Here is a 23546-nt window from a genome sequence, read left to right on the forward strand (position 1 = left end):
TGCGATGAGCCGCCGCAACTGGATTAACCTGTTCAGCAATAGCCAATCCATCGAACTCTCGAGTGAACTTGAGCGTGGCTATGAGGCGGCTCTTCTCATCCAAAGCTTGGAATTAGAGTATTACGGCGACCGGCAGATTCGGCCGGACCTTAAACTTTCCGTTCCTCGTTCTGTTCAGGCTTCGATTCTTCGTCGCTTCAAAACGGCTCTGGCCATCTGCCGTAATTCAGCAACCAATCTCTCGGGACAACGGGGTCAACTTGATTCCCAGGAGCTGCGTCAACTCCAACTGATTGAATCTGTTGTGAGCCGTTATGGATCGCAACCATCCAGCGGTTCGCCGTCGATCAGCCGCTCACCGAATGCCCTGCCTCGTTCGCTTCTCGGTGTCTTCGACAGCATTCGACTTCAATTGGATCCTTCAACCGAGGACAACTTGGTTGCCGGCTATCGACGCCGACGGGACAGCACGCTGATTTCACTGAGGGTTCTGCTGCTTCTCGTTCTTGTTCCCTTACTGGTTCAGCAGATTGCGGGGACTTATCTGATCTCCCCTGCAGTGAATCAGCTTTCACCTGAACTTCCTTTTTTGAGTTATCCCAAGCCTCAGTTGGAAGAGAAGGCAGCTGAAAAACTTCGGCTCTACAAGCAAGAACTGGAATTCGATGCCTTCCTCAAAGGTGTCCAGCCCCTGGATGATGGCGCTTTGCGCGACAAGCTCACCGAAAAGGCGACGGAGCTCAAGCACGATGCTGATCAGGAAAGTCTCAAAGCAATCAAAAACGTTCTTGCGGATTTGACCGGTCTGATCGCTTTTGCCGTGGTGTGTTTTATGAGCCGCGATGAACTGCGGGTTCTTCGAGGATTTGTGGATGAGGCTATTTACGGGCTGAGTGATTCTGCCAAGGCCTTCGCCATCATCTTGTTCACCGACATCTTCGTTGGCTACCACAGCCCGGAAGGTTGGTCGGTGCTGCTGGATGGAATTGCCGACCATTTCGGCCTTCCCTCCAGCCAGAGTTTCGTCAATCTCTTCATCGCGACATTCCCAGTTGTATTAGCGACAATCTTCAAGTATTGGATTTTCAGGTATCTCAACCGTGTCTCTCCTTCTTCCGTTGCGACGCTAAAGGGGATGAATGGCGGTGGTTGATCCCACGTTCCATATGGAGCCACCCGTAGCCGGTCAGACCAGCCGCTTGATCCTTGTCAGCGGACCAGCCCGTAGTGGAAAGAGCCGTTGGGCTGAGCATCTTTTGCATCACCACCCTGTTGTGACCTACATCGCCACAGCTTCCACCCGACCGGATGACCCTGATTGGCAGAAGCGACTGGAGGTCCACCGGCAGCGTCGACCCGACCACTGGAGCGTCGCTGAATGTGGAGCAGAGTTGGTAAAAGCCATCAACAACCTTGATCCAGGCCAATCTGTTCTGATTGACGCGCTTGGAGGATTCGTTGCCCATCACTTGGACCTAAGTGCCTCGGAGTGGGATCACCTCTGTGAACGGTTGATCGCCTCGATCAGGTCATCGCACTGCATCTTTGTTCTGGTGATCGAAGAGACAGGCTGGGGCGTTGTTCCCCCAACACGCATCGGTGGCTTGTTCCGGGATCGTCTTGGAAGCCTTGCGCAAGCGCTTGACCGCGTCGCCAACGCCGCCTGGCTGGTTCTCCAGGGTCGCGCTCTGGACCTTCATGCTCTAGGCCAGGTGGTGCCATGACTGGGTTTGCCCCCCTGCGTATTGCCCTGTTCGAGCCCCAGATTCCACCGAACACCGGCAACATTGCCCGTACTTCGGCAGCCTTCAGAGTTCCGTTGACCCTGATTGAACCCCTTGGCTTCAAGGTGGATGACCGCAGCGTTCGCCGTGCCGGTCTCGATTACTGGCCCCACGTTCAGCTTTCGATTGCTTCGAACTTCCCGGAGTTTCAGGCTGAGCTTCGACCTGAGCAGAGGTTGATCGGTTGCAGTCGTCGTGGTGGTTCATCGCTCTCGTCATTTACGTTTCGAAGAGGGGATGTTCTGCTGTTTGGTCGGGAAGACACAGGATTGCCGGAACCGGTGCGTGAAGCCTGCGACAGCATCCTCACGATTCCAATGCCTGGAGCTGCTGATGACGCTGGCCAGGGAGGCGTACGCAGCCTCAACCTTTCGGTGGCTTCTGCATTGGTGACCTACGTCGCTGGAGAGCAGTTGCGGTTGTGGTGATCCCACCACTGCTCCACCCCCCCTTGCGCCAGGATGTTCGGCTCGTTACTTTCAACGCGTCTCAGGGTTTTCATGCGCGCATCGCTTGCTTTGGCAGCTGCATTAGCCCCTGTTGTGTCATTGGGTATGTGGAGCACCCTGCCCGGTATTGCCGATAACGCCACCTTTAATCTGGCCGAGCTGCCACCACTGCCTTCTCTCGAGCTTTCTGATTCCATCACCCTCAGCAGCAAAGCTAAAGCGACACCCCCGGTTTGGTTCAAGGTTGTTCGGGCTACGTCCCTGAGGCGTTTCTCTAAGCAGTTCAAGCTTGATCCTGAAGTTCTGGCCACGCTGAATAACGTGCCTTCCTCTCATGTTTTTGAAACAGAGAGTTGGCTCTCCATGCCTGGCTCTTCCAGGAGCATTGCTGTGACGTTGTCGTCACTCAAACGGACCAGTGAACGTCAGACGCTTCCAGTTACTGCGCCGCCACCGGTCGGGACCCTTGCCAAAATCCAGATGGGAGATTCTCTGGGTGCGTTCCTTAAGCGCCACGGTGTCACCCAAGAGCAGCTCAAGACCTGGAATCCTGGGCTTGAACTCAGTGGCTTGACTGTTGGCCGGGAACTCCAGATCGCCCAGGCTTCCTCAGGGCAGTCACTTCTTGCTGTTCGTCCGCTCCGGAGTGGAGGTGCTGCTTGGCCTGAACAAACTCTTCTGCCGATGGCCGACCAGCCCGACCACCTCAAACCACTAATTGTTGGTTATCAGTGGCCAACCAAGGGTGTTTTTACCTCCGGGTATGGATGGCGCTGGGGTCGGATGCATAAAGGCATTGATATCGCCAACAACACCGGGACCCCTATCGTTGCATCGCGTGATGGGATCGTCTCCTTCTCCGGCTGGAGCGGTGCCTATGGCTATCTGGTCGAAATCGCCCACAGCGATGGTGAATTCACGCGTTACGCCCACAACAGTCGCCTTCTGGTTAAGAAAGGTCAGGTTGTACCCCGTGGTGCTCGCATTTCACTGATGGGAAGCACTGGACGAAGCACCGGACCTCACCTTCACTTCGAAATTCGTCGCTCCGGTGGCGCCGCTCTCAATCCTCTGGTCAAACTGCCGGCACGAAAAGCCTGAACCAATCAAGCTTTTAGCCAGGCCTCTAATGAGCAGGTTGCTCGCCAGCTTGAATCATTGAATGTCAGAGGGGAGACTTGAACTCCCGACCTCAGGGTTATGAATCCTGTGCTCTAACCAGCTGAGCTACTCTGACGCAGGCCCCTTTAGGCCAGTGACCATCATACATCTCAGGGGTTCAGCCTCAGCGCATGTCGATGGCATTCAGGCGGTCCCGGAAGGATCTCGGCTGGTCATCCCTCGTAAGAGGCGTCACCGTCTCAACAACAGGTGTCGGTGCAGGTAAAGGTGCTGGTTCGGCAACCCTTGAGGGGGACGACCGTCGGTTTGTTCCGCGATTGCCTCCCAAGCTTTTCAGCTGCCCAGTGCGCTGGTCTCGATCCAGGGGTTTCTTGCGCAGATCTCCTTTCAGCTGGTTCAGCAGACGGAAATGTCCGGTAGAGCTGAACTTGCGCAGGAGAGCTGGGTCCCAGCTGGTGAATCGGTCAGTCATCGTCTGAGTTTATGGCGAAGGGGGGCCACATCCGTGATAGGTTGAAACATGAATCTGGAAGTCGATTCGACTACGTGTTAAGTCGATTGCGGCCTTCAGCTCACTCATTCTCTCCCCGAACATGACCGACACCGGTTGCTTGCGTGTGGGCCAGCAGGCCCCTGATTTCACAGCCACCGCAGTGGTGGACCAAGAGTTTAAGGAAGTCACCCTGTCCCAGTATCGGGGCAAGTATGTGGTGCTGTTCTTTTATCCGCTGGATTTCACCTTCGTCTGCCCGACTGAAATCACGGCCTTCAGCGACCGCTACGCCGATTTCTCCAGCAAGAACACCGAGGTCCTCGGCGTTTCCGTGGACAGCCAGTTCAGCCACCTGGCCTGGATTCAGACCCCTCGCAATCAGGGCGGCCTGGGCGATATCAACTATCCCCTCGTTGCTGACCTGAAGAAGGAAATCTCCACGGCTTACAACGTTCTTGATGACGCTGAGGGTGTTGCCCTGCGCGGTCTGTTCATCATTGACCCCGATGGTGTGATCATGCACGCCACCATCAACAACCTGCCTGTTGGTCGCAACGTTGATGAGACTCTTCGGGTTCTGCAGGCCTTCCAATACGTGCAATCAAACCCCGACGAGGTTTGCCCTGCCAACTGGACTCCTGGTGAAAAGACCATGAAGCCTGATCCCAAGGGTTCGAAGGAGTACTTCTCCTCCATCGGCTAATCCCTCAGTCAACCAAATTGGTATTTCCTTTAGCTCTGCCCGTCAATCGGGTAGAGCTTTTTTTCATGAGTTGATCCAAAGCGAGATTTAAGTTCTGGTCCATGGCAATCAACCGTCCGTCACTGACAACAATTCTGGCTAAAGAAGGTAGCCCCACCTTCCTGGTGCGCAAATACACCGGTTCCACGTAAAGGAGTCCGGAGCCAACGGGAAGCACAAGAAGATTACCTTGCACGAGTTCTAGATCGTCCTGATCCCAAAGGCCAAACTGCTCGCTCACATCTGGATCCTGATGAATAAGCGCCTGAACTTGTTCCGGGCCGAGGATAATTTTGTCCTTCGGAAAATCGATCAATTCCAATTCACCATAGTGATCACCGTCATTTCGAGCCACCAACCACGCTGTGAGATTTGGCCTGGCTAGCGGGGTAAGCGGTTGGAGTAGAAGAAATTCGGAATTGTCGTTGCCTTGAACCTGTGCCGTGATGTGATACGGCTCAACATCAATTTTTTTCCCCCCATAGATCTCACTAGGAACCTGCCAAACATCATCGCCGTTGTAGAAGATTTGGGGATCGGTAACGTGATATCGCTTCAGTTGATTCACTTGAACATTGAAGAAATCCTCAGGAACTCTGCGGTGATCACGAACAAGTTGCGGCATCGCCTGCATTGGCTCAAATAAATCTGGGAAGATGCGAGTCCAGGCGCTCACAATCGGATCTTCGGGTTCTGAAATGAAGAACTGAATGCTGCCGTTGTATGCATCGACGATTGCCTTCACTGAGTTTCTTAAATACCGATCATGATCATCTGGCGAGACTGCCGCGCTATAGGCCAGGGTCGTGCTGTGGGTGTACCCCTCAACGACCCAATACTGATGTTGTTGGCGTTGATCCGATATCGCGTGGGTCGTGTTGGAACTGTCGAGCTCAGAATTGGGAATGGAGATGAGATAGGGCTCACCACGAAAATCAATGAAGGGTGCAATCGCTTTGACGCGGCTGCGCACGTCACGCCTGATCAATAGTTTGGAATCAACGTTGATCGCGTTTGTGAATAGCAATCTAGGTTCACTCAGATAAACCGCTGCTGCCCACCGTTGGAGCCAAGATCTAATTGATACCCCACCTGATCCCTTGTAGTGCGTCATCACATTGGTATCCCCTTCGGGGTAATCAAATTCCGCGATATCTGTCGGAGCGATGGCATAGGGGGAAGGGAGCATCCCGTAATAGAGCGCAGCATCGCCGACGGGAATTTCTTCCTGAACCTCGGATCGATCTATACCCAGTGCTGGATTTCCAGCAATTTTCGTTTCCGTGCCCAAACCTTTGATGAAATAAGAGGGGAGACCATCGTCCCTGCGTTCATTCACCGGACTAACGGTGAAGCCATAACCGTGGGTGAAGATGAAATGACGGTTCTGCCACGTTTTGGATCGACGCGGCAATGCGGATTGATCCAATTCACGCGCCGAGACAATTACTTGCTGGGATGAATCGCTTTCTTGATTCAGCGGATAACGATCAACCGCTGCATTGGAAAAGCGGTAGTAGACCCTCAGCTGTTGCAATTGGCGGTTTGCCTCAAGCAGTGGACCGCTGTCCCAGAGGCGAACATTTTCGAGAGTGCTGGCGCCTTGCTCACGATCAGCGGCGCTGAACCTTGAGGGGTCATCGACTCGACTCTTGATTTGATCCAAATGGAAGCCCCATTGCGTGGCCTCAATGGCATTTTTGAGATAACGCTCTTGCAAAGCAAATTCTCTAGGCCGCACTACGAGCCAGCGGGTCAGAGGTGTGGCGACCATTTCCAGCGCCACGATCGACGCCAAGGTCAATGCAAGTCCCTGACGCAGCCGTCGCCGACAGGGCAACAGAATTGCAACAGCGATCAGCACGAGTAGGAGTGTGGCGACAGCACGCAACGGCAGGGTGAGGTGAGCCTGCAGCCATCCCGCCCCGGCAACCAGGCCGTGCTGGGTCCACAGGAGCTGATGCCTCGATAACCACACCAGACCCGCTGCTCCAAGCAGCAGAAGCGCTGACAAAGACCTGATTAGCTGAATCTGTCGCCACGAAAAGATTGGACTGGCCCAGTCAGAGATTGCTTTCGAACCAGCCAGAAGACGCCAGAGCTCAAAGACGAGGGTGAATGCGGTACCCAAGATCAGCAGTTCCAGGGCCAGATGCAATCCGGCAAAACGCCCCAACCCAAAGCTGAGATCGGCTGCAAGCAAGGGGTCTTTTGTGGATTCATCAGGAATCCAGAGGGCCAGCGACCAGATGCTCCAGGCGCGGCTCACGACAACGACCAGAGAGCCTGCAACCATCCGTGCCAACCATGGCCTCAACAGCGGCCAGGCCATCGCCAGAGCTATCACTGACGCCTGAACGACTCCTGTAGCTGAGTCGATTCGAATATTTGGCCCAAGTTTTGACCGCCACTCCCCCAGCTGAAACGGATCATTGATGGCCAGCGCCAATAGATCCATCGTTAGCGATGCACTGATCAGCACCACACCAGCACTGATCAATAGAGCGAATCCGTAGGACCATCCGGTCAGGCTCATCCCTTGGGATGTGCTCGACGTCTGTTGTTTGAATTGCCTGGACCAGGACCGGGCTACCAGCAGCGGCAGCATGGCCAACCCAGCGAAGAAAAGCTGCAGAAACCAGCGCTTTAGAAGAACGTCAGTCCAGGCGAACTGATCGAACCAGAGCCACTCGATCTGCATCCGGGCTGCAACAACAACCAGCGGCAGCAGAAGGAGGAGGCGTCTCATGGGAGGCCAGCGATGTCTCGGAACCGATCACCGTTGATCGTTTCCTCGGCAATCAAAACGTCCACCAGTTGATCCATCAACTCACGGCGTGGCTCCAGCAAAGCGATGGCCTGTGCCAGAGCACTCTTGGCGAGCTGGCGGATTTGAGTATCGATGGCCTGGCCTGTGGATTCGGCGTAACTCGGCCGTTGGTTGAACCAGTCGCGTCCAAGAAACACTTCCGTACCCGGGCCTTCAAGGGCCATGGGCCCGAGGTTGGAAAAGCCGAAGCGAGTCACCATCTCTCGTGCGAGTTGCGCCACCATCTGGAGATCTCCACTGGCCCCCTGGGTGATCTCGAGCGATCCGAAAACCACCTGCTCTGCTGCCCGCCCACCGAGGGCCACCACCAGATCAGCCAGGCAGGACGAGCGGGTAATCAAACCGGAATCCAGCACTTCCTCATCGGGCATGAAACGTGTGTAACCACCGGCTCCGCCACGGGGAAGAATCGTGACCTTGTCCACAGCGTTAGCAGCCGGCAGAAGACTGGCCACCAGGGCATGGCCAACTTCGTGGTAAGCGATGAGCCGTTTTTTGGCGCTGTCCTGCAAGGGGCGATTGCTGAGTCCCATGGTGATCCGCTCCAAGGCCCCCTCCAACTGGAACTCACCGATGCGGAGCATGTTCTGGCGCGCCGTGAGGATCGCCGCTTCGTTCAGCAGATTGGCCAGATCAGCACCGGAAAATCCAGGGGTTCGGCTCGCCCAATCAGATAGCGAAACCGAGTCATCGAGGGGTCGTGTTCGCGCATGCACGGCGAGAATGGCCTCGCGACCTCGGCGATCAGGAAGGCCCACCTCAATACGCCGGTCGAAGCGGCCTGGACGCAGCAATGCGGTGTCAAGAACGTCGGCACGGTTTGTGGCCGCCAGCAGGATGACGCCCGAGTTCTCCTCAAAACCATCCATCTCCGTGAGTAGTTGGTTGAGGGTCTGTTCGCGTTCATCGTTGCCGCCACCGATGCCAGCACCCCGCTGGCGACCAACCGCATCAATCTCATCGATGAAAACAATGCAGGGAGACTTTTCCTTGGCTTGGCGGAACAAATCGCGAACTCTGCTGGCGCCGACACCCACGAAAAGCTCAACAAACTCTGAAGCCGCGATCGAGAAGAACGGCACGCCCGCCTCCCCAGCAATCGCCTTAGCAAGAAGCGTTTTCCCGGTTCCCGGGGGGCCGACCAACAAAACCCCCCGCGGGATCTTGGCGCCAAGCCGAATGAAGGCCTCAGGCTGCTTGAGGAAGGTGACCACCTCCTCAAGTTCAAGCCGCGCATCGTTAATGCCGGCCACGTCTTCAAAACGAATCTGCAGGTCTTCCTGAGGTTTTAAGCGAGGTTGACTTCGCCCAAAACCCAGAGCCCGATTTGCCATCTGAGCTGAACGCTTCAGCAGGAGTGATAGGCCTACCAGCACCAGCAGAACCATCACCAGGGTCCCGGCTAGTTCGCGTCCTGCTTGTTCACGGCGGATATCAACAACCGTCAGAGGCGTGCCAGAGCTCTCGGCTGCTCGAAGGATTTGGTTGTCATTGGCGAAAACGGGAACGGTGACCTTTCGGCCATCGTTGTATTGGACCCTGACCTCCCTGCTGCCCGGTACGAGATCCAACTGTTTGATCTCTTTTGCATCGATATCCTTCAGCAGGGTGGAATAACTCACCGCGTCCTGCTTTGTCCAAAAACCCTGCATTGAGGAAGGTTGAACCTTCTGAGGGGCCGCGGAACCACTGGAGTCGTCCGAACCTGGTGCCACGTCGTCGCTGCGCTTCACGGAGCCTAGCGATTTGACGCAAGGGGGTTCCAAACGAGACAATTTCAGTCTGGAAATACATCAGGCGCAATGGCCGTCCCGAAGAAGAAAACATCCAAGGCCAAGCGCAACCAGCGCAGCGCCACCTGGAAGGGCAAGGCAGCCGTTGCCGCCCAGCGCGCCATGTCCATTGGCAAGTCTGTGCTGAGTGGCCGTGCTCAGGGATTTGTCTATCCGGTGAGTGAGTCCGAAGACGGCGAATCCTGATCCGCACCCTGGAGGTGGATTCGTCTGAGGTTTCGATCTGGATCCACCTCCAAAACAACATCCGCTTGCATTGTTCGAAAACTGCTCGATGGCAGCGAGCAGAGAATCATGCGGATGAATCGATCCAGCTCGTAATTTGAAAGTGATGCACCCCGTTCTGCCTGAAGGGTGGCTTCCTGTTGTTTTTTCCATCGCCATGGAGCGTTGAAGTCTGTCGCTCGCAGTTGCCAGAGTTGATCGAAACAACTCCAGGTGGCTTCGTAGAGGGCGAGCACTGGTTGCAACTTCTGGCGCCACTCCAATTCCTGCGACGTCAGGGGGATCTCGAGATGGGGCTCAACTGCCGTTGGGTCGGCACTTGATCTGCATCCCACAAACCAACCCTCAAAAATCAGCAGGTCGGCATCGCAACGGCGCCAACCGCTGCGATCTCCACGTCCTTGTCGTTTGGCTTTGTCAAAGCAGGGCATCAAGACGGAGTCACCCTGGCGCCAAGCCTGGAGACAATTCAGCAAGAGTTCCAGGTCATGGCTGCCAGGAAGTGCGCGGGGCACACCCCAGGGGTTGCCCCGCATAGCGGCATCAAGCCGTTCGGCCTCGAAATAAAAATCATCCAGCGACACCACCTGGATTGAGAGGCTAAGTGCCTTTGCCGCGGCTTCAATCCAGTGCCCGAGAGTGGTCTTTCCGCATCCCGGCAAAGCACTGAGTCCCAGCAGACGCCGTTCTCCCAGCCATTGATCCCCCAGACTCAGAACAGGCAGACCAACTGACCACAGCCAATCCGGTGCAGCTTTGGGATGCCAGTGATCTAGGGCGACCCGATGACGCCCGGAATTGCGCTGTTGATCAAACCAACTTTCGAGGTCACCCAACCCGAGATGCTGAAGCAACCGTTGCTGATCGCTACTGGGAATGACGCGTTGACCCTCAGGATCCAACTTTGAACGCCTCCAGAACTACGGCGTAAACAAATCCAAGCCGCAGGTTGTCGAGCCAGGGAAGACGACGACGCCCAAGAACCATCAATTCACAGGCGATGAGGGCACATAGCGCCGCATACGTTCTCAGCTGGACAGCGTCCAGGATGTAAACGGGGAGGTTGCTGCCAATGAAAAATCCAAGCAGAAGCTGTAGCAACGTGGCGCTGCGGCGCCACCAGGGTCCTGACCAAGATCGACGGATCCCCGCACCCAAACTGTTCTGAAGCCCCGCCATACGTGTGCGCTGGATTGAGCTCATCGATCCAGCACCGACAGCAGGGTCTCCAGATACTTCAGCGTCACTGCTCCCTCCTGGCAAGAGGCACCGGAAAGGACGGTCGCTGGTTGTCCAGGGTCCCCCAGGTGATTCAACACTGCAGCTGCCTCGTCACAGGAATTACGCAGGGCTTCGGCATCCCAGGGGGAAGGGGTCAGCAGACAACGCAAACCTGCGGCTCTTGCTGCCGAGAGACCAGCAGCAGAATCTTCGACAGCGAGGCTGGCAGCACTGTTGGCCTCACTACGTTTGAGAGCGAGAAGGTAGCCGTCCGGTGCTGGCTTTCCCGAAGCAACGTCATCCGCTGCCACCACGCCATCGAAGGTGGGGATCTGCTTCTGGATCTGTTCCAGCAGTGCCATCACCGACGCCGTTCCGCTGGAGGTGACGATCCACTGCTGCACTCCGGCGCGGCTCAGCTCATGCAAAAGCCTCTTCACACCAGGGCGGAGATGAACGTGTCCTTCGCGGACCCGTTCCAGGTAATGCAAGCGTTTGCGATCACGCACTTGGTCCAGTTGGTCCTGGCTGAGGTTCATCCCACAGGCTTCAGCGTGAAGCTTCACCCTGCGGAGTCCACCGGGAATTGCCAGCAGCCTGTTGTACAGCGCTTCATCCCACACGAAGGGGAGATCCAGCTCCTTGAAGGCCATGTTGAAGGCCGGTCGATGACCGTCCATTTCCGTGTCGGCCAAGGTGCCATCCACATCCCAAAAGACCGCTGAAAGTCTGTTCACCATGAGCAGCAGCAACGGCACAATGCTGGGACATCACCCCCTATTGCGTTCCCTTGCCGGCTGTTCCGCTCCATTGGTCCTGGTCCCTTCCAGCCGTGGTGGAACCATCCCCACTGCGAGGGCTTGATTTGCCGCTGGCCCTGCGCTGTGTGCTGCGGCGCAGGGGATTCAGCTCAACATCCGAGGCCGAGAGATTTCTCTCCCCTGGTGATCTTCCACCCGCTCTCGATCATTTCCCCGATCTAGAGCGGGCCTGCGCCCGCCTGGTGGCGGCCTGCCGATCCCGTGAACGTGTCGCCATCTGTGGTGATTACGACGCCGATGGGATGACCAGTACAGCTCTTCTGTTGCGGGCTTTGGCCCCGCTGGGTGCTGAGCCGGAGCCAGCGATTCCGTCGCGGATGGAGGAGGGATATGGCCTCAACCCCGCCATGGTGCAGCGCCTCTACGACGATGGAGTACGGCTTCTGGTCACCGTGGATAACGGAGTAGCCGCGAGGGAAGCCCTTGAACTGGCCGCGAGTTTGTCTATGCAGGTGATCGTGACCGATCACCACACCATCCCAGCGGAACGGCCGCCAATGACCGCACTCATTCACCCGGCGACCACGCCGGATGGCTCGCCCTACCGCGGACTGGCCGGTGTGGGCCTGGCCTATGTGGTGGCCCATGCCGTTGCCGAGGTGCTGAACAAACCAGAATCCATCCGCGTTGCCCGGGATCTTTTTTGCATCGGCACGGTGGCCGATATGGCTCCGCTGGTGGGGGCCAACCGCAGTTGGTTGCTTGAAGGGCTGAACTACCTGCACCGCTCCGAGTGCAAGGGCTTGCAAGCACTTCAGCGCCTGGCCGGTTTGGGAGAACGCCCCCTGACAGCCGAGGACATCGGGTTTCAGCTTGCACCACGCATCAATGCCGTCGGTCGCCTAGGCGAACCGAGGCTTGTCGTGGATCTGCTCACAGCCGAGGATCCAGATTCAGCGATGGCCCTGGCACGCCGTTGTGATGATTACAACCGTCAGCGACGGGACCTCTGCGACGCAATTGAAGCGGAGGCAGTGGCTCTGGTGGAAGCGGAGAGCAATGAAGCACTTCCATCCTTTCTGTTGCTGGCCCAAAGTCACTGGCACCACGGGGTGATTGGCATCGTTGCTGCGCGTCTGATGGAGCGTTATCACCGACCCACAGCTCTTCTGGCCGGTGATGGTGATGGAAGCTTGCGGGCTTCGGTGCGGGGACCGATCGGTTTCGCTGTGGATCGTGCCCTCTCCAATTGCAGTGATCTGTTGAACCGTTTTGGAGGCCATCCCGCTGCAGGGGGATTCACCGTGAGAGCGGAGCAAGTGAACTCCCTGCATGAGCGCCTCTGCGCCGAGGCCGATAGCTGGCTGAACACCCAGGCTCAGGGTCGTCCCGTGCAACCTGATGCTCTCCTGCAGTTAAAGGATGTGAACTGGGATCTGTGGCGCCACCTGCAATCTCTGGCTCCCTTCGGCATCGGTCATCCCAAACCGCTTTTCTGGTCACGGGGAGTGAGCGTTGAGGAAAGGCGCGACCTTAAGGGAGGACATCTGGCCCTGACGCTTCGCCAAGGGGAGAGTGAGCGTCGCGCCATTGCCTGGCGATGGGATCCATCGGCGTCTGTCCCCGAATGGTGTGACGTGGCCTACAGCATTTCGATCAACCGCTGGCAGAGCGAACAGCGTCTTCAACTGGAGCTCAAAGCCATCCGCGCCCATACCGAGTTGGTGATGATTGATCGCGGCACACGGCAGTACACCGCCAGCTGGACGGAAAGCTCAGGGCTGACGCTCACCAATGGCGAGGGTGAGACGCTTAAGGCGAGCATCGAACAAGAAGAATCCCCCACCAGTGACGACGAACTGGCGAGGGATCAGCGGGTGATTCAGTTGATCGAAGAAGCCTGTCTGGGATTGGGGCTTCGTCCTTAAGGCGATGCGATCAGAGCGCGCCGCGACGATAGAAGAGGATGAAGATGACAGCAGGACCGGCAATGGTGATCATCGCCAGGGCAGCAAAGTTGGCGATCAGGTGAATGTCAAAGCCCATGGCGTTGCAGCGCTGTCCGAAATCGTTACGCCCACCAGGCTACGGGGCTCTGTCCCGAGAGCGACGGATTGGTCCTGATCTCTGTGATGGCTTGTCACAGCTTCAGTCATGAGTCGGGAGAAGCCGCAATGGACCTGCATCAAACACTGCGGAGCCTGTTGCCGGCTCGCTCCAGAAGAAAGGGCTGATGCCCTGGCGGCCTTGAGCGAAGAACAACAACGCACCTATCTGGCCATGGTCGGACCCGACGGATGGTGCATTCACTACGACACCGGGAGTCAGCGCTGCACGATTTATGAGGAACGTCCTGACTTCTGTCGTGTCAGTGGCCTGGGCTGTCTATTTGACGTTCCCGATGATCAATTCGACAACTTCGCCATCGCTTGTTGCCACCAGCAAATCCGCAGCACCTATGGCGGTCGTAGTGGCGTGATGCGTAGGTTCAAGCGCGCTCAGACCGCGGGAGGTTCTGTCGATGAGTGAGCAAACCAGCCATGAGTCGCGCAGCTTTGCTGCCGTTCTGTTCAGCACCTTCACCACGGTTTTTATTGCTGAGCTTGGCGACAAAACACAGTTGGCAACGCTGTTGCTCTCCGCCCAGTCCGGCTCACCGGTTCTGGTGTTCATCGGTGCTGCGCTGGCGTTGATTGCCTCCAGCCTTGTGGGCGTTCTCGTGGGTCAATGGTTGGCCAAAACCCTTCCGCCTGAACGTCTTGAACTGATGGCTGGAGTGCTGATGGTGGCGCTTGGCATCTGGCTGGGTCTCCAGGCAGCCCGTTCCCTTTGGCTTAATGCCGCGAGCTGACGATGGATTTTCCACTTCTGATTTCCACCTTCTTGACCGTATTCCTGGCCGAACTCGGTGACAAGACCCAACTCGCCACCGTGGCCATCAGTGGCACGTCCAATCGCCCGCTAGCCGTGTTTCTGGGCTCGTCATGCGCGTTGGTTTTGGCCAGTTTGCTCGGGGCCTTTGCAGGTGGATCCGTTGCCACGGTGATTCCGAGCGACTTACTTCAACTGTTGGCCTCGCTGGGTTTCCTTGTAATCGGTGGCCGTTTGTTGGTTCCTCTGTTCCGTGAGACGGAACCCGCCGAGGACGGGGATCAAACTCCTGAGTCCTAGAGTGGGCTTTGAAGGGCTGACTCCGCACGGCCTGCTGAACAACGTTGGCCGCCCCTTCCGTCTCTCCCGACCCTGATGGTCGGTTTCTGCGCACGCCACGATGAAATTTACGGTTGCCGATCTGCTGGATCAGCTCTCGACAGAGCATCCCTCCGAGCCAGACCAATTGGCCAAGATCTTCAAGCTCAGCAACAAGACTGATAAAGAATCGCTCGAGCTTGCTGTCTCATCATTAGTCAAGATCGGTGTAATCGAGCAGACGAGTGAGGGTGGTCTTACACGACCCCAAGAGAGTGACCTGATTGATGCCCGCCTGCGTTGCAGCAGCAAAGGCTTCTGCTTCGCCATTCGCGATGACGGCGGCGAAGATATCTATATTCGCGACCATCAGCTCAACCACGCCTGGAATGGCGATCGTGTGCTGGTACGTGTAACGAGGGAGGGCGGCCGCCGCCGCTCACCAGAAGGTGGCGTGCAGTGCATCCTTGAAAGGGCCACTCAATCGCTCCTAGCTCAGGTGGAGCAGCAGAGCGAGCAGCTGCTTGCTGCCCCCTTGGATGACAGGGTGCTCGCTGGCATTGAGTTACCAGAAGAGGATTCGAAGCATCTCCCAAGCGATGAAGTCTCGAGCGTTGTCGAGGTGCGCATCGATCGCTATCCCCTGGCTCAACATGCTGCGTCTGGTCACGTTGTGCGATCTCTCCCGCTCAACGGTGGACCCGCAGCAGATCGAGACCTGCTGCTGACCAAGGCTGGGCTTCAGGACCGTCCGGCGGCAACTCGAAGCTCCGGCAAAAACCCTGCGGCCAAGGGCCGGGTCGATTTCACCTCGCAACCCTCGCTGCTTCTAAAAGGATGGACCCAGGAGGATGCGCCGGGTATGCCTGCCGTGCATGTTGAGCCCATTGGCGGTGGTTGTCGCCTCTGGGTCCATGTGCCCAGCGTGGGGGAGCGGATCGGGTTGGGCAACAGCCTTGATGCCTGCCTGCGCGATCGCGGCGAAGCGCTTTGCCTCGGTCAAGTCTGGCAACCCCTGCTTACTCCCGCCCTCAACAAGGCCACCAGCTTCTCCGCCGGCTCCGTGGCTGACGCCATCAGCGTTCAGCTCGATATCTCAGCTAACGGTGAGGTGAGCAATTGGGAGTTCATGCTGAGCTCGGTGAGGCCCGTCGCCGACATCTGCGCCGAGCAGTTGATCGCCCTTGCGGAACGCAAACCCAAGGCGCGCAGTATTCCTGCGGCGCTCAAGCCGATCAAAGACCAGCTCGGCCAGTTGGAGACCCTGCGGTTCTGCTGCACTCTGCTGTTGGAGCAAGAGCGCATCAGCGGGGTTGTGCAACTCAATCTCTGCCCTCCGCAGCTGGATGCCCTTGGTGACCTGCGCAGCGCAGATCCATCCGGTTTGCGGCATCGCTGGGTTGATGCGTTCAACCCGGTTGACCCCAATGCTTTCCTTCAGCCTTTGTTGAGGGCTGCTGACCGTGCATGGACCGCACAACGACTCGATCTGCAATTGCCTGGGATCACCATCGAGGCGGATGAACCTGATGGCGGCATGCTGACCGATGTGGCGAAGACAGCCATTGCCCTGGATCTACCCCTTGAGCTGGATGACGAAGGCTGCCCATCTGCTTCGGAACTGGTTCAGGTGTTCAAAGACAGCAGTCAATGTCGGGTGCTTGAACAGCAGCTCAGTAATGCCCTGCCACCGCTCAGCTTTGTGGCATCAAAAGAAGCCACCCCGGCGGCTGCGGAATCCGATGGGGAAGAAGCTGCTTCGACCAGCCCCAACACTTCACTTACCCCATGGACTTGTGCCACCCAGCACTACGTCCACCTGGTGAATCAACAGGTGATCGTTGCGCTGCTGACCGATGCCAAGGATCGTCCAACCGTTCGTCACAAGACACGCCTGACGCTTGGTCTCAAGGGTGCAGGTGCTGATCTCACATGGCCTCTATTCACGGCATCAAAGGACGAGAAACTGAACGGATTGGTGAACGAGCGCACCGTGCAACGGCTCAACACCCTTCGGCGTCGAGTGTTGGAACTGGAAAAGGATCTTCTGTCGATGATCCAGGCCCGTTCTGCTCAGCCCCTGATCGGCCAACAGGTGGAAGGACGCATCAGTGGTGTGCAGAGCTATGGCTTCTTCGTTGAAGTTGGTGAGAGTCGCGTTGAGGGGCTGGTTCATGTGAGCTCCCTCAACGATGACTGGTACGAATACAGATCACGCCAGAATCGCTTGGTCGGGCGAAAGAACCGTCAGACCTATCAACTCGGCGACGCCGTTCAGGTGCGCGTGATCAATGTGGATGTTCTGCGAAACCAGATCGACCTCGATATCATCAGTCAGGGCTCCAATGGCTCCAGCGAGATTGAATCCTCGGAGCCGATGCCCGTTGCCCTCAGCGAGCGCTGAGTGATGCATCCCTACGTTTTGGCGGTCACAGGTGCATCGGCCCAACCCCTGGCCGAACGCGCCCTGCAGTTTCTATTGCAACGCGGTCGCGCGGTGCATCTGGTGCTCAGCCATGGTGCCCATGAGGTCTTCCGTGCGGAACAGGGCCTGTCCATCCCTGTGGATCCTCTGAAGCAACGCGAGTTCTGGAGAGACAGGCTTGCGGTGGAGAGCGGCGAACTAACCTGTCACCGCTGGAATAATCAAGCTGCCTGCATCGCGAGTGGAAGCTTCAGAACCAGGGCGATGGTCATCGTTCCCTGCAGTATGGGAACCGTCGGACGGATCCATGCCGGTATTGCGGCTGATCTGATTGAACGTTGTGCGGATGTGCACCTCAAGGAGCGCCGTCCTCTGGTGATTGCTCCCCGGGAGATGCCTTTCAATCTCATTCACCTCCGCAACCTCACCGGCCTGGCTGAGGCCGGAGCCACCATTGCCGCTCCCATTCCGGCCTGGTACACCCGGCCTGATTCGTTGCAGGAGATGGTGGACTTTTTGGTGGTGCGCTTGTTCGATGGTCTGGAGGATGACCTCGCACCTTTGAACCGCTGGAACGGCCCCCTGGAATGAGCGTGTTTCAGCGGCTGCTGCTGATTCCCTGCCTGGCGCCACTGCTGGCCTTGCTAGTTCTGTCGGCCACCAATGTCGGGGACAACACCCGAATCCGTCTGCTGGTGTGGACAACACCTCCACTCCCGGTGGGGGCTTGGACAGCAATGGCTGGTGTCTGTGGTGCGGCCGGAACAGCTATCGCAGCTTTTCTGGTATCGCCACTGGAGCGTCCTCTGAGTCGTCAAAGGCGTTCCCCCGTTCAGCCGGAGTTGGATGAAAGAGGCTATGCGGCCAACGCACCGACTCCAAGATCGAGCGCAGACCCCAGCCCCAAACGAGATGTGAGAGAACCGGCTCCAACGGTTTCTGTGGCTTACCGCGTGATTCAACGCCCTTCATCAGCTCCCCAACAGCCAGAAGCTTCAGCCGTGGCCTCTCCCATGAAGGACTTAAGTGATTGGGGAGATGATCCTGAGTCGGACTGGTAAGCAACGCACCAAGCTGCTTACAGTTGCGCCAGCAATGCTTGATCGGTGAGCGAAAACCCAGTCGAGAAGCAGTCTTCAGGACAAGACGCCCCCGTCAAAGCGGCGCCGAAAGCCAAGCCGCCCAAACCGGAAGACAAGCCCTTCCCTGAATTCATCGAGACGCTGTTTCTGCCGGCCGTCGCCAAACAGCTGGCTGAACACGACATCACAGCTGATCGGCTTGAGCGCGTGGATGGGCAGCGTCCCGTAGTCGGTGGTGAATGTCCGATGGTGATTGGCGAATTGCCTGGGGGGCGTCGCTTCTGGGTCTGCTTCTCCAAAGCCGACATCAACAGCACAAAGGTGATTGCCCTTGCTGATGCCGGTAGTGAGCCAACGCTGCTGGAGAGCTTTCTGATCGATGAGAAGCGAATGTCATTGCCCCTTCTCGTGTCCCGCCTGTTGCAACGGCTTAACGGCCAAAAATGGCTGGGAGGTAACTAACCCCCCTCTTTCGCCTCGGGGGTCGGGCCGACACGCCTACATTGGCAGGATCGTCAATAGCAACTGATGGTCCCTCCCACCGCCGTGGCCGAAGGCAGCGCTGTAGCAATCAAGGATCCCGTCAAGGACACAATCCTGACTCCTCGCTTCTACACCACCGATTTCGAGGCGATGGCGGCAATGGATCTTCAGCCTAATGAGGCTGAACTGGAAGCCATCTGTGAAGAGTTCAGGAAGGATTACAACCGTCACCATTTCGTACGTAACGAAGAGTTTGAAGGCGCCGCTGACAAGCTCGATCCGGAAACCCGCAAGGTGTTCATCGAATTCCTTGAGCAAAGCTGCACGTCGGAATTCTCAGGATTCTTGCTTTACAAGGAGCTGAGCCGCCGGATCAAGGCCAAAAACCCACTTCTGGCTGAGTGTTTCGCCCACATGGCTCGTGACGAAGCTCGCCACGCCGGCTTCCTCAACAAGTCGATGGGCGATTTCGGGATGCAGCTGGATCTCGGCTTCCTGACGGCCAACAAGGACTACACCTTCTTTAAGCCGAAATTCATCTTTTACGCCACCTACCTGTCTGAAAAGATCGGCTACTGGCGTTACATCGCCATTTACCGCCATCTCGAAAAGAATCCCAACAGCAAAATTTTCCCGATCTTCAATTTCTTCGAGAACTGGTGTCAGGACGAAAATCGTCATGGCGATTTCTTCGATGCCCTGATGAAGGCCCAGCCGGACACGGTTCGTGGACCGATCGCCAAACTCTGGTGCCGCTTTTTCCTGCTGGCGGTGTTCGCCACCATGTATGTGCGTGACGTGGCTCGCAAGGACTTCTACGAGGCTCTCGGATTGGACGCTCGCACCTACGACAAGATGGTGATCGAGAAGACCAATGAAACCTCCGCACGCGTTTTCCCTGTCGTTCTCGACGTGAACAACGACAAGTTCTGGACGCGCCTCGAACGCCTTGTGGCAAACAATGCCGCCCTAGAAGAGGCCGATGCAAGCGGAGCTATTGCCCCTGTGAAGCTGCTGCGGAAGCTGCCGTTCTGGATTCTTAATGGTGCCGAAATGGCCAAGCTTTTTCTGATGCCTGCGGTCGACAGCGATCGCTTCCAGCCTGCTGTGCGCTGAGGAACGACCCCAGCCCAACCGAGGAGATTTCTTGACCAACGCCTTTTCGAACCAATGGCGAGGACTCATGGAGTCCTTGCTACATCGTGGCAGTGCTGCAGGAGCCGACCTGGTGGAGGTATTCCTTGAGCGCACCGATCACATCGGTTTGCTCGCTGAACAGGATCGGATCACCAGTGTGAATCCATCCTTCGCCCGGGGTGCTGGCCTCAGGGTTTTTCGTGATGGCCGGGATGGCTTCGTAAGCACCAACGACCTCAGCGAAGTAGGCCTCCAACGGGCCCTTGATCAAGCCCTCGCCATGCTGGGGCTCGAGGTTCAACAGCTTTCATCGCCGGCAGCTTTTGAAGGGTTGAAGCAGCTGACCGACCACGGTCTGACCAAAGACGACTGGCTGGAACGCTGTCCATCCCTGGACCAGGCCAGCCAATGTCTGCTCCAGGGCACAGCCCATCTTGATCGTCTCGGTCAGCACCTTCAGGTGCGCCGCGGCAGCTATGCCCGCGACTGGCAAGAAGTGCTTGTGGCTGCATCCGATGGCACCTTCGCCCGCGACATCCGCCTGCATCAGTCGACCGGACTTTCCGTTCTCGCCGCCGATGGAGATCACCGGTCCAGCATTGGCCGACGCTATGGCAGTTCCGATCGTCCGGATGATCTTCGGGACTGGGATTCCGAGGCCAGTGCAGCTGAGGTATGTAACAGCGCTGGAACGATGTTGCGTGCCGACTACGTGGATGCCGGACAGATGCCGGCTGTTCTTGCCAACCGCTTCGGTGGCGTGATTTTCCATGAGGCCTGTGGACACCTTCTCGAAACAACCCAGATCGAACGAGGCACTACTCCCTTCGCTGACCGCGTGGGTGAATTGATCGCTCACCCAGCTGTCACTGCCATTGATGAAGGACTGAGTGGTGGATCCTTCGGTTCCCTCTCGATGGACGACGAAGGAATGGAACCGGAGCGCACTGTTCTGATCAAGGACGGTGTGCTGCAACGGTTCATAAGTGACCGGGCCGGTGAACTGCGCACGGGCCACAAACGCACCGGAAGCGGACGTCGTCAGAGCCATGCCTTCGCCGCTGCGAGCCGGATGCGCAATACCTTCATCGATGCGGGCTCGCACACCCCCGAGCAGTTGATTGAATCCGTTGACCAAGGCCTGTATTGCAAGGCCATGGGTGGTGGAAGCGTCGGTCCGACGGGTCAGTTCAATTTCTCCGTTGAAGAGGGTTATCTGATTGAGAACGGCAAGCTCACCAAACCGGTGAAAGGGGCCACGTTGATCGGTGATGCCAAGGAGGTGATGCCTCGCATCTCCATGTGCGCCAATGATCTCGAACTGGCTGCCGGGTTTTGCGGTTCCGTGAGCGGGAGTGTGTTCGTCACCGTGGGCCAACCCCATATCAAGGTTGATTCGATCACGGTGGGGGGCCGTTGATGATGACCAGCAACAACAGCCTCAACGCCACAGATCTCAGGGATCGCCTACAGACCCTCGCTTCTCGCGAAGGCATTCGTCGGTGGGACCTCGGTGCAGCCTGCAGCGATGACTGCTCCGTTCAGGTGGATCGCGGTGAAGCCAAACAACTCAAGGCTTCGCAGCGGAGCTCAATCACCGTCCGGGTCTGGAACAACGATGGACTGGTGGGCATCACCAGCACCACCGACCTCTCGGAAAGCGGATTAGATCAAGCTCTGGTCGGAGCACATGCGGCCAGCCGTTTTGGAAATCCGGAAGACATTCCTCAGTTCTCACCATTGGCGACAGCTCCACTCCCCGAGCTCGATCGACCGCTGCAACCACGTCAGGGAATCCTCCCCCTTCTGGACACCCTCCGGGATGCGGAAGCGGACCTGCTGGGTCGCCACTTCGCGATTCAGACCGTCCCCTACAACGGACTGGCTGAATCCTTATCCCAGAGCCTCTATCTCAACAGTGAAGGAGCACTCCGTCAGATGGAGCGTACCCAAGCTAGCCTTTATCTTTACGCCAGAGCGGAAGAAACAGGTCGCAAGCCCCGCAGTGGAGGTGCTGTTCGTATGGGTCTTGGTAGCAGTGAGCTGGATGTTCAGGGTTGCATTAGCGAAGCGGTTGCTCGCACCGTCAGCCATCTGGACTATCGACCAATCGAAACCGGGAGCTACCGGGTTTGTTTTACGCCTGAGGCCTTCCTCTCCTTGCTTGGTGCCTTCAGCAGCATGTTCAATGCTCGTTCGGTGCTCGATGGGGTGAGCTTGAGCCAACGGGATTCGATTGGATCCAATGTGGCGGTTCCCTTCTTCAATCTCCACGATGACGGCCTCCATCCTGGCCATATCAGTGCGGCTGCCTTTGATGGCGAGGGAACACCGACACGGCGGCTGTCCTTGATTGAGGACGGAAGCCTGCGGAACTTCCTCCACTCGGAAGCCACGGCGCGGGCGTTCGGTGTTCAACCTACCGGCCATGCAGGTCTTGGAGCCAAGGTTTCAGTTGGTCCCGACTGGTTCGTGGTTAGTTCCAACCCGCAGGTGAGCAGCGGCAACAGCCTCGATCACCGCACTGAGTCAGCCCCCTTCGTTCTCATTGAGGATCTGTCAGCTCTCCATGCCGGTGTAAAAGCCACCCAGGGCTCCTTCTCCTTGCCTTTCGATGGCTGGTTGGTGAACAACGGCGAACGGGTCTCCGTTGAAGCGGCAACGGTTGCTGGTGACATCCGCTCCGTTCTGAACGGGATTGCTCATTTGGAAGCTGATTCTGAAGTCACACACCGTGGGGTTTCCCCCCATGTTTGGGTGGATGGACTCTCGATCACCGGCGAAGCCTGACGTTGAAAATTCTGTTCTGGGGGACACCGGTCTATGCCGTGCCGACCCTTGATGCATTGCATGAGGCGGGTCACACCATTGTTGGGGTGGTGACCCAGCCGGATCGGCGGCGTGGACGCGGCAAACAGTTGGTTCCATCACCAGTGAAGGCGAGGGCCAAAGAGCTGGGTCTACCGGTGTTTACCCCTGAGCGGATCAAACGGGATGACCATTGCAAGGCTGAGCTTGATGCTCTCGGAGCCGATATTTCAGTGGTGGTCGCCTTCGGACAGATCCTTCCCAAGGATGTGTTGCAGCAACCGCCCCTGGGCTCTTGGAACGGCCACGGATCGATATTGCCCCGCTGGCGAGGTGCGGGTCCCATTCAGTGGGCCCTGCTCGAAGGTGATCAGGAAACGGGTGTGGGAATCATGGCCATGGAAGAAGGCCTCGACACCGGGCCTGTGCTGCTGGAGCAACGCATCCCGATTCAGCTGCTGGAGTCATCCATCGCGTTAGCCAAAAGGCTGAGTGCACTGACCGCAAACCTGATGGTGCAGGCCATGCCTCTGATTGAAGCGGCTGGTCCTGGCAGCGATGACGAGAGATGGGCAAGGCTGAACGTGCGCGTTCAGGCAGAGGAGTCGACTTATGCCCGCATGCTGGAGAAGCAGGATTTCCAATTGGATTGGTCATTCCCTGCCCTCAGCATCCATCGCAAGGTCATGGGACTTCATCCCGGAGCATTCACCCAGTGGAAGGGTAAACGTTTGAAGGTGTTACGCACAGAGCCGTTGATCGAGCGCTTGCAGGATCAACTAAGCGCCGAAGGACGCAACCTCGTGGGCCAGTGGCCCACGGGCGGGCATATCCCAGGGACGATCTTGGCAGTGATTGAAGATTTGGGACTTGTGGTGAGCAGTTCAGGTTGTCCTCTTCTGATTCGGGAGGCACAACTGGAAGGGAAAGCTCGCAGCACAGCACCCGTTATGTTGCAGCAACTAAAGGCCACTCCGGGAGATCGCTTCGATGAGGGTTGAT

At 57.3% G+C, this 23546-nt stretch carries 25 protein-coding genes and 1 tRNA gene; 18 read left to right on the forward strand and 8 right to left on the reverse strand.

All coding sequences use genetic code 11. The features are described from left to right. The first annotated feature begins 4 nt into the window (after nucleotides 1-4). The 4 genes from pxcA to FZZ85_RS12150 all read left to right on the forward strand — a co-directional run bounded on the left by pxcA (nucleotide 5) and on the right by FZZ85_RS12150 (nucleotide 3334). Nucleotides 5-1153, forward strand: coding sequence for a proton extrusion protein PcxA (gene pxcA / locus FZZ85_RS02845; protein WP_226412056.1), 1149 nt, complete (start codon nucleotides 5-7; stop codon nucleotides 1151-1153). A gap of 13 nt (nucleotides 1154-1166) precedes the next feature. Continuing rightward, entirely contained in the window at nucleotides 1167-1724 is a 558-nt protein-coding gene (gene cobU, locus FZZ85_RS02850; RefSeq protein ID WP_226412058.1) for a bifunctional adenosylcobinamide kinase/adenosylcobinamide-phosphate guanylyltransferase, read from the forward strand. After that, nucleotides 1721-2212, forward strand: a complete 492-nt coding sequence (locus FZZ85_RS02855; RefSeq protein ID WP_226412060.1) for a tRNA (cytidine(34)-2'-O)-methyltransferase — start codon at nucleotides 1721-1723, stop codon at nucleotides 2210-2212. The genes cobU and FZZ85_RS02855 overlap by 4 nt, the downstream gene beginning before the upstream one ends. Before the next feature lie 501 nt (nucleotides 2213-2713). Beyond that, nucleotides 2714-3334: a peptidoglycan DD-metalloendopeptidase family protein gene (locus FZZ85_RS12150; protein WP_370631121.1), complete on the forward strand. Its 621-nt coding sequence runs from the start codon at nucleotides 2714-2716 to the stop codon at nucleotides 3332-3334. Nucleotides 3335-3396: 62 nt separating this feature from the next. Here FZZ85_RS12150 and FZZ85_RS02865 read toward each other — a convergent pair. Together FZZ85_RS02865 and FZZ85_RS02870 are read right to left on the reverse strand one after the other, a co-directional pair. Beyond that, nucleotides 3397-3470: transfer RNA gene (locus FZZ85_RS02865), tRNA-Met, on the reverse strand. Between the two features lie 48 nt (nucleotides 3471-3518). After that, complete coding sequence (locus tag FZZ85_RS02870; RefSeq protein ID WP_226412064.1) at nucleotides 3519-3827, reverse strand: hypothetical protein; 309 nt, start codon at nucleotides 3825-3827, stop codon at nucleotides 3519-3521. Nucleotides 3828-3948: 121 nt separating this feature from the next. Here FZZ85_RS02870 and FZZ85_RS02875 point away from each other — a divergent pair, with 121 nt between their 5' ends. Then, nucleotides 3949-4551 carry a peroxiredoxin gene (locus tag FZZ85_RS02875; RefSeq protein WP_226399823.1) on the forward strand — a complete coding sequence of 201 codons (603 nt, stop codon included), beginning with the start codon at nucleotides 3949-3951 and terminating at the stop codon, nucleotides 4549-4551. A gap of 4 nt (nucleotides 4552-4555) precedes the next feature. On the opposite strand, the gene FZZ85_RS02880 is transcribed toward FZZ85_RS02875, so the two are convergent. Next, entirely contained in the window at nucleotides 4556-7339 is a 2784-nt protein-coding gene (locus tag FZZ85_RS02880) for a UPF0182 family protein (RefSeq protein ID WP_226412066.1), read from the reverse strand. Next, nucleotides 7336-9135, reverse strand: coding sequence for an ATP-dependent zinc metalloprotease FtsH (gene ftsH / locus FZZ85_RS02885; RefSeq protein WP_226412068.1), 1800 nt, complete (start codon nucleotides 9133-9135; stop codon nucleotides 7336-7338). Before ftsH ends, FZZ85_RS02880 begins: the two co-directional genes overlap by 4 nt. An 87-nt stretch (nucleotides 9136-9222) precedes the next feature. Here ftsH and rpmF point away from each other — a divergent pair, with 87 nt between their 5' ends. Then, on the forward strand, nucleotides 9223-9399 hold the full coding sequence (gene rpmF, locus FZZ85_RS02890) for a 50S ribosomal protein L32 (RefSeq protein ID WP_226412070.1): 177 nt from the start codon (nucleotides 9223-9225) through the stop codon (nucleotides 9397-9399). Here the strand turns inward: rpmF and FZZ85_RS02895 are convergent. From FZZ85_RS02895 to FZZ85_RS02905, 3 genes are read right to left on the reverse strand one after another with little or no spacing between them, the layout of a single operon-like run. Then, entirely contained in the window at nucleotides 9363-10340 is a 978-nt protein-coding gene (locus FZZ85_RS02895) for a phosphoribulokinase (RefSeq protein WP_226412072.1), read from the reverse strand. The genes rpmF and FZZ85_RS02895 overlap by 37 nt on opposite strands. Continuing rightward, nucleotides 10330-10641: a DUF565 domain-containing protein gene (locus tag FZZ85_RS02900; RefSeq protein ID WP_226412074.1), complete on the reverse strand. Its 312-nt coding sequence runs from the start codon at nucleotides 10639-10641 to the stop codon at nucleotides 10330-10332. Before FZZ85_RS02900 ends, FZZ85_RS02895 begins: the two co-directional genes overlap by 11 nt. Then, nucleotides 10638-11399, reverse strand: coding sequence for an HAD-IA family hydrolase (locus FZZ85_RS02905; protein WP_226412471.1), 762 nt, complete (start codon nucleotides 11397-11399; stop codon nucleotides 10638-10640). Before FZZ85_RS02905 ends, FZZ85_RS02900 begins: the two co-directional genes overlap by 4 nt. Before the next feature lie 50 nt (nucleotides 11400-11449). Here FZZ85_RS02905 and recJ point away from each other — a divergent pair, with 50 nt between their 5' ends. Next, the gene (gene recJ, locus FZZ85_RS02910; protein WP_226412076.1) at nucleotides 11450-13348 is read left to right on the forward strand and encodes a single-stranded-DNA-specific exonuclease RecJ; all 1899 of its coding nucleotides are present in this window, start codon (nucleotides 11450-11452) and stop codon (nucleotides 13346-13348) included. 10 nt (nucleotides 13349-13358) lie between these two features. Here recJ and psb30 read toward each other — a convergent pair whose 3' ends face one another. Continuing rightward, nucleotides 13359-13466: a photosystem II reaction center protein Ycf12/Psb30 gene (psb30, locus tag FZZ85_RS02915; RefSeq protein ID WP_025362280.1), complete on the reverse strand. Its 108-nt coding sequence runs from the start codon at nucleotides 13464-13466 to the stop codon at nucleotides 13359-13361. A gap of 108 nt (nucleotides 13467-13574) precedes the next feature. Here psb30 and FZZ85_RS02920 point away from each other — a divergent pair, with 108 nt between their 5' ends. The 11 genes from FZZ85_RS02920 (at nucleotide 13575) to fmt (ending at nucleotide 23545) form a co-directional block, all read left to right on the forward strand. After that, on the forward strand, nucleotides 13575-13949 hold the full coding sequence (locus FZZ85_RS02920; protein ID WP_226412078.1) for a YkgJ family cysteine cluster protein: 375 nt from the start codon (nucleotides 13575-13577) through the stop codon (nucleotides 13947-13949). After that, the gene (locus FZZ85_RS02925) at nucleotides 13942-14271 is read left to right on the forward strand and encodes a TMEM165/GDT1 family protein (protein WP_226412080.1); all 330 of its coding nucleotides are present in this window, start codon (nucleotides 13942-13944) and stop codon (nucleotides 14269-14271) included. The genes FZZ85_RS02920 and FZZ85_RS02925 overlap by 8 nt, the downstream gene beginning before the upstream one ends. Before the next feature lie 2 nt (nucleotides 14272-14273). Continuing rightward, entirely contained in the window at nucleotides 14274-14591 is a 318-nt protein-coding gene (locus FZZ85_RS02930; RefSeq protein ID WP_226412082.1) for a TMEM165/GDT1 family protein, read from the forward strand. A gap of 100 nt (nucleotides 14592-14691) precedes the next feature. Beyond that, a complete protein-coding gene (locus tag FZZ85_RS02935) occupies nucleotides 14692-17013 on the forward strand; it encodes an RNB domain-containing ribonuclease (RefSeq protein WP_226412084.1) in 2322 nt (773 codons plus the stop codon). A gap of 3 nt (nucleotides 17014-17016) precedes the next feature. After that, the gene (locus tag FZZ85_RS02940) at nucleotides 17017-17625 is read left to right on the forward strand and encodes a flavin prenyltransferase UbiX (RefSeq protein WP_226412086.1); all 609 of its coding nucleotides are present in this window, start codon (nucleotides 17017-17019) and stop codon (nucleotides 17623-17625) included. Then, the gene (locus FZZ85_RS02945) at nucleotides 17622-18095 is read left to right on the forward strand and encodes a hypothetical protein (RefSeq protein ID WP_226412088.1); all 474 of its coding nucleotides are present in this window, start codon (nucleotides 17622-17624) and stop codon (nucleotides 18093-18095) included. Before FZZ85_RS02940 ends, FZZ85_RS02945 begins: the two co-directional genes overlap by 4 nt. 45 nt (nucleotides 18096-18140) lie before the next feature. Beyond that, nucleotides 18141-18578 carry a DUF2996 domain-containing protein gene (locus tag FZZ85_RS02950; protein ID WP_226412090.1) on the forward strand — a complete coding sequence of 146 codons (438 nt, stop codon included), beginning with the start codon at nucleotides 18141-18143 and terminating at the stop codon, nucleotides 18576-18578. Between the two features lie 66 nt (nucleotides 18579-18644). After that, entirely contained in the window at nucleotides 18645-19715 is a 1071-nt protein-coding gene (gene acsF, locus FZZ85_RS02955) for a magnesium-protoporphyrin IX monomethyl ester (oxidative) cyclase (protein ID WP_226412092.1), read from the forward strand. Continuing rightward, nucleotides 19690-21156: a TldD/PmbA family protein gene (locus FZZ85_RS02960; RefSeq protein WP_370631129.1), complete on the forward strand. Its 1467-nt coding sequence runs from the start codon at nucleotides 19690-19692 to the stop codon at nucleotides 21154-21156. The genes acsF and FZZ85_RS02960 overlap by 26 nt, the downstream gene beginning before the upstream one ends. Then, nucleotides 21156-22526: a TldD/PmbA family protein gene (locus tag FZZ85_RS02965; protein ID WP_226412096.1), complete on the forward strand. Its 1371-nt coding sequence runs from the start codon at nucleotides 21156-21158 to the stop codon at nucleotides 22524-22526. Before FZZ85_RS02960 ends, FZZ85_RS02965 begins: the two co-directional genes overlap by 1 nt. Before the next feature lie 2 nt (nucleotides 22527-22528). Then, nucleotides 22529-23545: a methionyl-tRNA formyltransferase gene (gene fmt / locus FZZ85_RS02970; RefSeq protein WP_226412098.1), complete on the forward strand. Its 1017-nt coding sequence runs from the start codon at nucleotides 22529-22531 to the stop codon at nucleotides 23543-23545. The last annotated feature ends 1 nt before the right edge of the window (nucleotide 23546 follow it).

The organism is Synechococcus sp. MU1642, from assembly GCF_020514115.1.
GTDB lineage: Bacteria > Cyanobacteriota > Cyanobacteriia > PCC-6307 > Cyanobiaceae > Parasynechococcus.

Bases quoted from the DNA above. Each gene is read 5' to 3' on its own strand.
- FZZ85_RS02920 (WP_226412078.1), top strand. From the start codon at position 13,575: ATGAGTCGGGAGAAGCCGCAATGGACCTGCATCAAACACTGCGGAGCC.
- FZZ85_RS02940 (WP_226412086.1), top strand. From the start codon at position 17,017: ATGCATCCCTACGTTTTGGCGGTCACAGGTGCATCGGCCCAACCCCTG.
- FZZ85_RS02935 (WP_226412084.1), top strand. From the start codon at position 14,692: ATGAAATTTACGGTTGCCGATCTGCTGGATCAGCTCTCGACAGAGCAT.
- FZZ85_RS02880 (WP_226412066.1), bottom strand. From the start codon at position 7,339: ATGAGACGCCTCCTCCTTCTGCTGCCGCTGGTTGTTGTTGCAGCCCGG.
- FZZ85_RS02855 (WP_226412060.1), top strand. From the start codon at position 1,721: ATGACTGGGTTTGCCCCCCTGCGTATTGCCCTGTTCGAGCCCCAGATT.
- FZZ85_RS02905 (WP_226412471.1), bottom strand. From the start codon at position 11,399: ATGGTGAACAGACTTTCAGCGGTCTTTTGGGATGTGGATGGCACCTTG.
- FZZ85_RS02900 (WP_226412074.1), bottom strand. From the start codon at position 10,641: ATGAGCTCAATCCAGCGCACACGTATGGCGGGGCTTCAGAACAGTTTG.
- FZZ85_RS02945 (WP_226412088.1), top strand. From the start codon at position 17,622: ATGAGCGTGTTTCAGCGGCTGCTGCTGATTCCCTGCCTGGCGCCACTG.
- FZZ85_RS02930 (WP_226412082.1), top strand. From the start codon at position 14,274: ATGGATTTTCCACTTCTGATTTCCACCTTCTTGACCGTATTCCTGGCC.
- psb30 (WP_025362280.1), bottom strand. From the start codon at position 13,466: ATGGGCTTTGACATTCACCTGATCGCCAACTTTGCTGCCCTGGCGATG.
- rpmF (WP_226412070.1), top strand. From the start codon at position 9,223: ATGGCCGTCCCGAAGAAGAAAACATCCAAGGCCAAGCGCAACCAGCGC.
- FZZ85_RS02965 (WP_226412096.1), top strand. From the start codon at position 21,156: ATGATGACCAGCAACAACAGCCTCAACGCCACAGATCTCAGGGATCGC.
- pxcA (WP_226412056.1), top strand. From the start codon at position 5: ATGAGCCGCCGCAACTGGATTAACCTGTTCAGCAATAGCCAATCCATC.
- FZZ85_RS02870 (WP_226412064.1), bottom strand. From the start codon at position 3,827: ATGACTGACCGATTCACCAGCTGGGACCCAGCTCTCCTGCGCAAGTTC.
- FZZ85_RS12150 (WP_370631121.1), top strand. From the start codon at position 2,714: ATGGGAGATTCTCTGGGTGCGTTCCTTAAGCGCCACGGTGTCACCCAA.
- acsF (WP_226412092.1), top strand. From the start codon at position 18,645: ATGGTCCCTCCCACCGCCGTGGCCGAAGGCAGCGCTGTAGCAATCAAG.
- FZZ85_RS02925 (WP_226412080.1), top strand. From the start codon at position 13,942: ATGAGTGAGCAAACCAGCCATGAGTCGCGCAGCTTTGCTGCCGTTCTG.
- FZZ85_RS02875 (WP_226399823.1), top strand. From the start codon at position 3,949: ATGACCGACACCGGTTGCTTGCGTGTGGGCCAGCAGGCCCCTGATTTC.
- cobU (WP_226412058.1), top strand. From the start codon at position 1,167: ATGGAGCCACCCGTAGCCGGTCAGACCAGCCGCTTGATCCTTGTCAGC.